Source organism: Chamaesiphon sp. GL140_3_metabinner_50, assembly GCF_025361915.1.
Taxonomy (GTDB): Bacteria; Cyanobacteriota; Cyanobacteriia; order Cyanobacteriales; family Chamaesiphonaceae; genus Chamaesiphon.
On sequence record NZ_JANYJC010000137.1, the window covers coordinates 1 to 3,970 of the forward strand.

Sequence of the window (3,970 nt, forward strand, 5' to 3'; positions counted from 1 at the left end):
GCAGTATTCAGCAGAAAAAATAACCCCATTGCCGAAGTCAGCACCCACAAGAACCGAAATCGGGCAAGGTTGCCACGTTGGAGCGATCGATCGGCAAAATAAATAACGAAACTACTAGAAAGCAACACCACCGTTGCGATAATTAATCCCGTAGAGATTTGTGGCCCCTTCACTCCAGGCGGTACCCAATTAGTAATACTATTGCGGAGCAGAATATAAGTAACAAAAAAGCTGACAAAAATCAGACTCTCAGACACTAAAAAGATCGTAAACCCAAACATCGCCTGTCCGTGTGCGTCGTGATGAAAACCACCACCGCTAGGCAAAAATCGCTGTAACCATTGCGGGAGACTTTGCCGGATTCGCTCTAAATTAATCGGACTCTCATCATCATGAGTTTTCTGAACGGGTGCAGGTTTGAGTCTGGTCATAGGAGTGTGACTGAGAGGTCTTTAGTGCTAAGTTGTTAACCCGTAGATCCCCCTAAATCCCCCTTAAAAAGGGGGACTAAGAGTCCGGTTCCCCCCTTTTTAAGCTACGGTGTATACACAAGTCGGATAGACTTCGTTTCGAGATCTGAATCCCCCTAAATCCCCCTTAAAAAGGGGGACTAAGATCCGGATCTTAGCCCTTTTTATAAGGGGGTTTGGGGGATTCACACCAATTTCGCTTATTTCTAGAGATATGTATACAGGGTAGCCCTTTTTAAGGGGGGCTAGGGGGGATCTTCTAGGGTTTGCAAGTAATAAAACTCACTCCGATCGAATCTAATAAGGATTGCTCGGATCTTGGACTGAATATTGCGGATCGCCATAGTTATAGGGCGGTAAAGACACCTCTGGAATCTCGTCAAAATTCTCCGGCGGCGGAGGCGAAGCGATACTCCATTCCAAACCCGTTGCGTGCCAAGGATTATCGGACGCAGGTTTACCATCGATCGCCGAAACGATAATATTCGCGATAAACGGCAAGATCGACACGCCGAGTAGAAACGAACCGATACTCGATAACACATTCCAATCCGCGTACTCCGCTGCATAGGAAGCCGATCGACGTAACATTCCCTGTAACCCTAACGGGAACATCGGGAAAAAGTGGAGATTGGCAGCGACAAATGTCAGCCCGAAATGGATCTTGCCCCAGTTTTCCGAATACATCCGTCCGGTAATTTTAGGGAACCAAAAATAAATCGCCGCAAAGATCGCCATCGTAATCGTGTTGTATACCACATAGTGGAAGTGACCGACGATAAAATAGGTATTATTCACATGGAGATCGAAGGGTACCGAACCCAACATCACCCCCGTAATTCCGGCGATCGTGAACATCAAAACGCCGCCGATCGCAAAAAGTAAGGGCGTGTCCAAATGCAGCCGACTCCGCCAGATTGTCGCCGTCCATGCGAAGACTTTCACCCCAGTGGGGACGGCAACTAGCATCGTGGTAAACATAAATAACATCCGCACCCAATCAGGAGTACCGCTGGCGAACATATGATGTACCCACACCGAGGTACTAATTACGGCAATCCCGATCGACGCAATTGCAACCGATCGATAACCGAACAGGGGATTGCGGGTAAACGCGGGAATAATTTCGGAAAAAATGCCAAATGAAGGCAGCACCATCACATATACTGCCGGATGGGAGTAAAACCAAAATAAATGCTGGTACAGTACCGGACTACCCTGCGCGAAGGGTTGAAAAAAGGTCGTCCCGAAATTGAGATCGAAAAATAGCAGGATTACCGCTCCTGTGAGCGCAGGTAGACAAACTAGCTGTAGTAGTTGCGCGCTCAAGACCGTCCAGACAAAAATTGGCATCCTAAAAAACGTCATCCCTGGTGCCCGCATCCAGATAATCGTCGAGATAAAATTGACCGCACCTAGTAAGGAGGAGATCCCAATTAGGAAGATACTAATCAGCCATAGCGATTCGCCATTAATAACCACACCCTGTGGCACTTGAGTACTAATTGGTGGATACGACCACCAGCCAGCCTGTGCCGAACCAGCAGGGATAAATAAGCTCGATAGCAGCAGCAATCCAGCCGGAGGGAGCAGCCAGAAGGCGATCGCGTTGAGTTTGGGGAAAGCCATATCTCTGGCTCCAATCATCAATGGGACTAGGTAGTTTGCCAGTCCCACCTGGACTGGAATCACCCAGAGGAAAATCATGATCGTGCCGTGAAGGGTGAAGAGTCCGTTGTAGAGGGGGCGGCTGAGAAGGTTGAGTTGAGGTGTAAGCAATTCGGCGCGGATCAGCATCGCCATTAAGCCGCCGACGAGGAAGAAAAAGAAGGTGACGAATAGGTACTGGATGCCGATTTCTTTGTGATCGGTGGTGAAGGTGAGATATCGGTTCCAGCGGAATGATGGGATGGGGCTAAATCGATCGGTTGCTTGGTGGGGATGCGTCATAGGTGATGATTCGCCAACGGTACTTGTGGATATTGTCTATAAGAGATCGATCGAATAACTATTGAAGAACAAAAATCTGTAGGGGCGGGTGTCTTGTCGTTTTTTTATTCTGGGGGAACCCCAGAATAAAAATGCCGCTTTATGCTATCGATCGCGAATATAACGATAACTATCGGACAAACCCGCCCTCCCCACTAATAACCATCAGATCGTTTTTCTCCTGCGGTTGGTGAAGCAATATTTAGGTTGCTGGTGGGGTTGGGCAGGTTCGTCCGAAGGTTGACTTCAAGTTTGGATTAGTGGCATAAACCTGCCCCTACAAACTTAAATGTTCCAGAAAAAGCGGTTCTTGAAGGGATCGAAGATCGTCAACACGAACTCACATTAATTCAGGCATGATGTCGATCGAGTCCGCTGGATTTGTCTTCCCCTCCCTTAGCATTGAAAATCGACGGCGCATTAGGTGCGATCGATGGCCATTTCGCGCCGAGTTTATTGCTAGGATTAGCGTGTTCGATCGCGGCTGGATTGGTTGCTAGGGTTGGGTCTAGTCGGGCGGAACTGGATAACCAGCTTTGATATTTGGCGATCGGTTCTACATATACATCCGCTTTCATTAAGGCGAAGTAAGTGCCACTAAATTGGGAGTCTTGAAGTCGGTATTTTCCGGCGCGTAAGGGGTTGATATTTAAGGAGATCTTGAGGTTGGGGATGATGTCTTGTTTGATCCGAAAGGCGGGGACGTAAAATCCATGAATGACATCTTCTGATTCCATGACTAGGCGAGTAGTTTGATTTGCGGGTAGGTGTAATTCGTCGCTGGTAATATTGCCAGGATAGTGAAATGTCCATGCCCACTGTTTAGCGGTTATCCCGATCGTTTGTTGGGAGTTGGCTTTAGGCGCGATCGCGGTTGCTACGGTAGGAGAATGGGCAAAGGCATGAAGTCCGTCAAGATTGAGCAGTTGATAAATATGTTGACTTTGAACGGCAATCCACATCACCAAAATCGTCGGCCCCACCAGCCATAACACTTCTAATGCGGCACTCCCCCGCGCTGGATGTGCTTCGGAGAAGTCCCCGCGTTCGGCGCGACAAGTGACGATCGCCCAGCCAATCATCCCCGCCACGCCCAAGAAAACGAACGTTCCGATCGAAACTAAGAAACTAAACAAATTATCGACTTGTTGAGCTTCCTGGGTGGCAACAGGCGGCATCCAGCTAAAGGCTTGTTGTCCCACCCAATAGCTAATAATCATCGCGATCGCGACACCTACACCTAAAACTATATTGTCTCGAAATCGATCGTTCATAGGGTAGAGGGTAGAGGATGGATGGAAGTAGAAACTAGCTTCGTTTGAGGTTAATTTACCCCCCCAACCCCCCCTTATAAAGGGGGGGCTTTTCCGCGACACCTACACCTAATACTATATTGTCTCGAAATCGATCGTTCATTTATTTAGGGAATAGGGAATAGAGGATAGACAAGACAATATTTAAATCCTAGTAAAAGCGTAGATCTTCGGGTACCCACAAGCGGCGTTTTTATG

The 3,970-nt window shown here is 48.1% G+C and carries 3 protein-coding genes; all 3 read right to left on the bottom strand.

The annotated features are described in order from the left end of the window. A partial coding sequence (locus Q0R35_RS07405) for a cytochrome c oxidase subunit 3 (protein ID WP_295615515.1) occupies window positions 1-431 on the bottom strand: 431 nt, incomplete at its 3' end. Between the two features lie 336 nt (window positions 432-767). Then, on the bottom strand, window positions 768-2,420 hold the full coding sequence (locus Q0R35_RS07410) for a cbb3-type cytochrome c oxidase subunit I (RefSeq protein WP_295615517.1): 1,653 nt from the start codon (window positions 2,418-2,420) through the stop codon (window positions 768-770). A 389-nt stretch (window positions 2,421-2,809) separates the two neighbouring features. Then, window positions 2,810-3,733 (bottom strand): cytochrome c oxidase subunit II, encoded by a 924-nt coding sequence (locus Q0R35_RS07415; protein ID WP_295615519.1) that lies wholly within the window; start codon window positions 3,731-3,733, stop codon window positions 2,810-2,812. Window positions 3,734-3,970: the final 237 nt, after the last annotated feature.